This window comes from Microbacterium sp., assembly GCF_029263575.1.
Taxonomy (GTDB): domain Bacteria; phylum Actinomycetota; class Actinomycetes; order Actinomycetales; family Microbacteriaceae; genus Microbacterium.
Genome location: NZ_JAJUFV010000207.1, coordinates 1 through 4,424 on the forward strand (window position 1 = coordinate 1; position 4,424 = coordinate 4,424).

4 protein-coding genes, 1 pseudogene and 1 riboswitch are annotated in these 4,424 nt (G+C 66.7%); all 5 genes and pseudogenes read right to left on the bottom strand.

All coding sequences use genetic code 11. From position 1 onward, the window contains the following. Positions 1-823, bottom strand: an 823-nt coding sequence (ribB, locus tag Q1J95_RS14840; protein ID WP_300268973.1) for a 3,4-dihydroxy-2-butanone-4-phosphate synthase, incomplete at its 3' end; no start/stop codon positions are given. Beyond that, on the bottom strand, positions 820-1,458 hold the full coding sequence (locus tag Q1J95_RS14845; RefSeq protein WP_300268976.1) for a riboflavin synthase: 639 nt from the start codon (positions 1,456-1,458) through the stop codon (positions 820-822). The genes ribB and Q1J95_RS14845, both read right to left, overlap by 4 nt. Continuing rightward, positions 1,458-2,486 (bottom strand): bifunctional diaminohydroxyphosphoribosylaminopyrimidine deaminase/5-amino-6-(5-phosphoribosylamino)uracil reductase RibD, encoded by a 1,029-nt coding sequence (ribD, locus tag Q1J95_RS14850; RefSeq protein WP_300269018.1) that lies wholly within the window; start codon positions 2,484-2,486, stop codon positions 1,458-1,460. Before ribD ends, Q1J95_RS14845 begins: the two co-directional genes overlap by 1 nt. A 51-nt stretch (positions 2,487-2,537) precedes the next feature. Next, positions 2,538-2,684: riboswitch (FMN riboswitch) on the bottom strand. 499 nt (positions 2,685-3,183) lie between these two features. After that, on the bottom strand, positions 3,184-4,047 hold the full coding sequence (locus tag Q1J95_RS14855) for a DNA-formamidopyrimidine glycosylase family protein (RefSeq protein WP_300269021.1): 864 nt from the start codon (positions 4,045-4,047) through the stop codon (positions 3,184-3,186). Positions 4,048-4,054: 7 nt separating this feature from the next. Then, a pseudogene (locus tag Q1J95_RS14860) lies at positions 4,055-4,424 on the bottom strand (TetR/AcrR family transcriptional regulator); the annotation flags it as partial.

Below are 4,424 nucleotides of genomic sequence, written 5' to 3' on the forward strand. Positions count from 1 at the left end.
CGAACGCTTCACCGGTGAGGCATTCGGAGTGCACGCGCACGAGCGCGGTCTCGTCGAGCTCGCCTGAGACGACCGCGATGTGGTCGGTGCCGGTGACCCGGTCCTTATAGGCGAGGAAGCGGAAGGTTCCGTGCGACGTCGGCACCGTGGCATCCGCCCGCAGGCTCACGCGGCGACGGCCCGCGCGTGACGAGACGACCGGCCCGTCGAGGGGATCGACCTCGTTGAGGTGCGCGATCAGCTGCTCGATCGTGATGACGGGGATTTCGTCGCGCGCACCGAGCTCGATGAGGCCGGGCATCCGCATCATGCTGCCGTCTTCAGCCACGACTTCGGCGATCGCGCCGACCGGCTGGAGGCCAGCCAGCCGCATGAGATCGACGGCCGCCTCGGTGTGGCCGCTGCGTTCGCGGACTCCACCGTCGACGGCGCGCAGCGGCAGCACATGGCCGGGGCGAATCACGCTCGTCGCGGTCGACTGCGGATCAGCGAGCACGTTCAGCGTGTGCGAGCGGTCCGCGGCGCTGATGCCCGTGGTCACACCGTCCGCAGCATCCACACTGACGGTGTATGCCGTCGAACGGGAGTCTTCGTTGGCCTCGACCATGGGCGGAAGGTTGAGGTTGTCGGCGAGATCTGCGGGCATCGGAGCACAGATGAAACCCGACGACCAGCGCACGGTCCAGGCGACCCACTCGGGTGTCGCGAGCTCTGCCGAGAGGATGACATCACCCTCGTTCTCGCGATTCTCATCGTCTGCGACGATGACAGGGCGCCCCGCGCGCAGCGACGCGAGAGCTTCTTCGATGGTGGAAAGGCTCATCGTGAGCCTCCTTCCGGGGCGGCCTGGAACGCCAGGAGGCGCTCGACGTGGCGGGCGACGATATCGGTTTCAAGATTCACAGCATCGCCGCTGACGCGGGAGCCGAACGTGGTCGACGCGAGCGTCTCGGGAATGAGGGAGACCTCGAACCAGTGGCTGGCCCCGGAACCGGTCGCAGGCTCCGACACCGTCGACACGGTCAGTGACGTGCCATCGACGGTGATTGAGCCCTTGTCGACGACCAGCGGTGCGAGCTCCGCCGGAAGCGAGATGCGCAGCACGCTCCACTCGTCCCCGGGGCGCACCTGGATGACCTCTCCGGTTCCGTCGACATGGCCCTGCACGATATGCCCGCCCAGGCGTGCGCCGACCTGCATGGCCTTCTCGACGTTGACACGAGTGCCGACGGATGCCGTGGCCAGAGCCGAGACGTCGAGCGTCTGCTTCATGACATCGGCGTCGAACGTGTCGGCTGTCGAGCCGACGACGGTGAGGCACACGCCGGAGATCGCGATCGATTCGCCGTGGATGGCGTCGTGGGCAGCCTTCGGGGCGCGGACGGTCAATCGCCAGCCGTCGCCAGCGGGTGCGATCGCGGTGATCTCACCGATCTCTTCGATGATTCCGGTGAACATCAGCGGACTCCTTCGTTTCTTTGCGGTCGTGCTATCGCAAGCATGTCGGGCCCGAGCGGCACCCATTCTTCGATCGTGAGTCGCCGTGCGTCGGCGATGGTCGCGGTGCCGATGTCGGTCAGCGCGAGGCGATCACCGCCCAGCAGCACTGGTGCTATGTAGGCGAGTATCTGGTCGCCGAGGCCCGCTGCGATGAAGGCGCTGGCCAGCGTCGGGCCGCCTTCGATGAACACGCGCTGGATGCCGCGGCCGTGCAGATCGGCGATGACAGCGTGCAGGTCGCGCGTGCTGTAGAACAGCGGATCGTGCGGATGGCGGTGGATGGCGGCATCCGAGGGGGTCTGTCGTGACCCGATGACGACGGGGACCGGCTGGTGCGCATAGAGCGCCTCGCCGTCGCGGGCGGTGAGCGAGGGATCATCGGCGAGAATCGTGCCGGTTCCGACCACGATGGCGTCGGCGGCCGCACGGCGGCGGTGTACATCGGCGCGCGCGGCGGGCCCGGTGATCCACTGGCTGGTGCCGTCGTGGGCAGCGGCCCGGCCATCGAGGCTCTGGGCCCATTTGACGGTGATGTGCGGACGACCGAGTCGCTGGGCTGTGAGCCAGTCTTCGATGAGCGCGCGAACGGCTTCTGCCGCGATACCGCCCTCGACCTCGACGCCCGCGCTGCGCAGGCGATCCGCGCCCCCTCCGGAGACGGCACCGGGGTCGTCGAGCGCATAGACGACGCGGCTGACGCCTGCCTCGACCAGCGCGAGGGCGCACGGGCCTGTGCGGCCGGTGTGATTGCACGGCTCCAGCGTGACGACGGCGGTGGCGCCGCGCGCTGCACCCGGGGCGAGCTTGGAGAGGGCGTCGACCTCGGCGTGCGCCGTGCCGGCGCCCTGATGCCATCCCTCGGCGAGAATCTCGCCCGTGGGGGAGATGATGACAGCGCCCACCTGCGGGTTGACTCCGCGCGGACCGAAGGCGGCGATCTCGAGCGCCCGCGCCATCGCGCGGCGCTCTGTCTCGTGCACTGCCATCCGGTGTCCTTCGATTCTGGCCCCGGGGATGACAGACACAGCGCCTTCGCGCTTCGTGCTGCCTTCCATCCGGACTAGTGAGATCTCTCCCACATCACCGTCGGTTCCGGAATTTCACCGGATCAGCATCTCGGTTTCCTGAGACGCTCGCGGACTGTCACCGCCGGTTCGGATTCACACCGACCCCGGAGCACGTTGATGCTCAGTGTACCCAACGTATGCGCACGCATTTCATTCCATGTCGGGCGGATGCGGCGTTGACCCCTCGAATTAGGGTGCAAGCAGCGCCGCGGGCACAACAGCAATACCATCCTTGCGTCGATGCGCAGTGTTACCTGTGGTGACGATGAGTGCGTCCGTGAGATGAGGTCCCATTCGCTCGCTCAACCAGCGCAGATGCCGTACGTCTTCGTCCGTCACGGACGCGGCCAGTTTGACCTCGACGGCGATCGTACGCCGACCACGGTGCACGATGAAGTCGATTTCGTGATCATCGTTTCTGGTTCGCAGATGGCCCACACGAGCACCGATGTGGGCTGCATATGTTTCCACCCTTGAGGCCGTTGAGGGCGACCGCCGGACGCTCATTGAGCATGGCTCGCAGCCGGTCGTCAACCAACCGAGGAACATAGGTGGGCATCGCCCTAAGCGACCATTAGCAGGCGTTCTACGCTACTGTTCGCCGATTTGCCGAACACTACTTCAACAGCCGCGACAGCCGCCGGTCCGCGAGGATCTTGCCGCCGGTCTGACAGGTGGGGCAGTACTCGAGCGATCGGTCGGCGAAGAAGACGCTGCGCACCGTGTCGCCGCATACCGGGCATGTCTCGCCGCGCCGCGCGTGCACGCGGAAGCCAGCGCGTTTGGCGTCTTTGAGGTCGGCCGGGGGTTTTCCGGATGCCTCGGCCACGGCATCCGTCAATGTCCGCCGCATCGCGCCGAAGAGTTCATCGATCTCAGAATCGCTGAGCGTCGCCGCAATCGCATACGGCGACAGCCGTGCAGCGTGGAGAATCTCGTCGGAGTAGGCGTTTCCGATCCCCGCGATGACGGACTGGTCGCGCAGCAGACCCTTGATCTGGGTTCGCCGCCCGGTGAGAAGCGCGGCGAAGGTATCGCGATCGAATGACTCGTCCAGCGGGTCGGGGCCCAGCCGGGCGATTCCGGCCACCTCGGCGGGATCGCGCACCACGGACACGGCGAGTGATTTCTTGGTGCCCGCTTCCGTGAGGTCGAAACCGCTGTCGTCATCGAGCGCGATGCGCAGGGCGATCGGAGACTTTCCCGGTTTGATGAGCGTCGTCGGCAGCAGCTCGTACCAGCGCAGCCACCCGGCCTTGGCGAGGTGAAACACGAGGTGCAGGCCCGGTCCGCACGAGAGAACGACGAACTTGCCGCGCCGGTGGGCCGCCGTGATCGGCTCGCCGTGCAGGGCGGTGATCGGCGGATCGAAGGTCTTCAGCGCCGCGATGGCGCCGACACTCGTGCGGGTGATCGTTCGGCCGACGGCGCGCTCGCCGAGAAAGCGGACAAGCCCCTGAACCTCTGGCATCTCTGGCATAGAGCCGTCAGAACGCGTCGTGCAGCAGTTTCACGCTGGCGTGACGCACGCGCTCGGGTGCGTCGACGTCGCCTCGCAGGAATGCGATGAGCGTGTTGAGGAAGATCCCATCGAACAGCGCGTACGCCGAGACGGGGTCGACGGCCGGTTGCGCATGCTCGAGCTGGCCGTATCGTGCGACCACCGCCCAGACCATGTCGGCGAGCAACTGATCGATCGCGATGATCGTGTCACGAAACCCGCTTTCGAACATCGCCTGATTGCGCAGGTCGTACCAGAGGCGATGCATGTCCGCCTCGTCGCGCATGGTCGACGCCATCTCAGCTCCGAAGCGGTCGGCGAGCTCGGCGCCGGTGCGCGAGGTCTCGACGAGCACG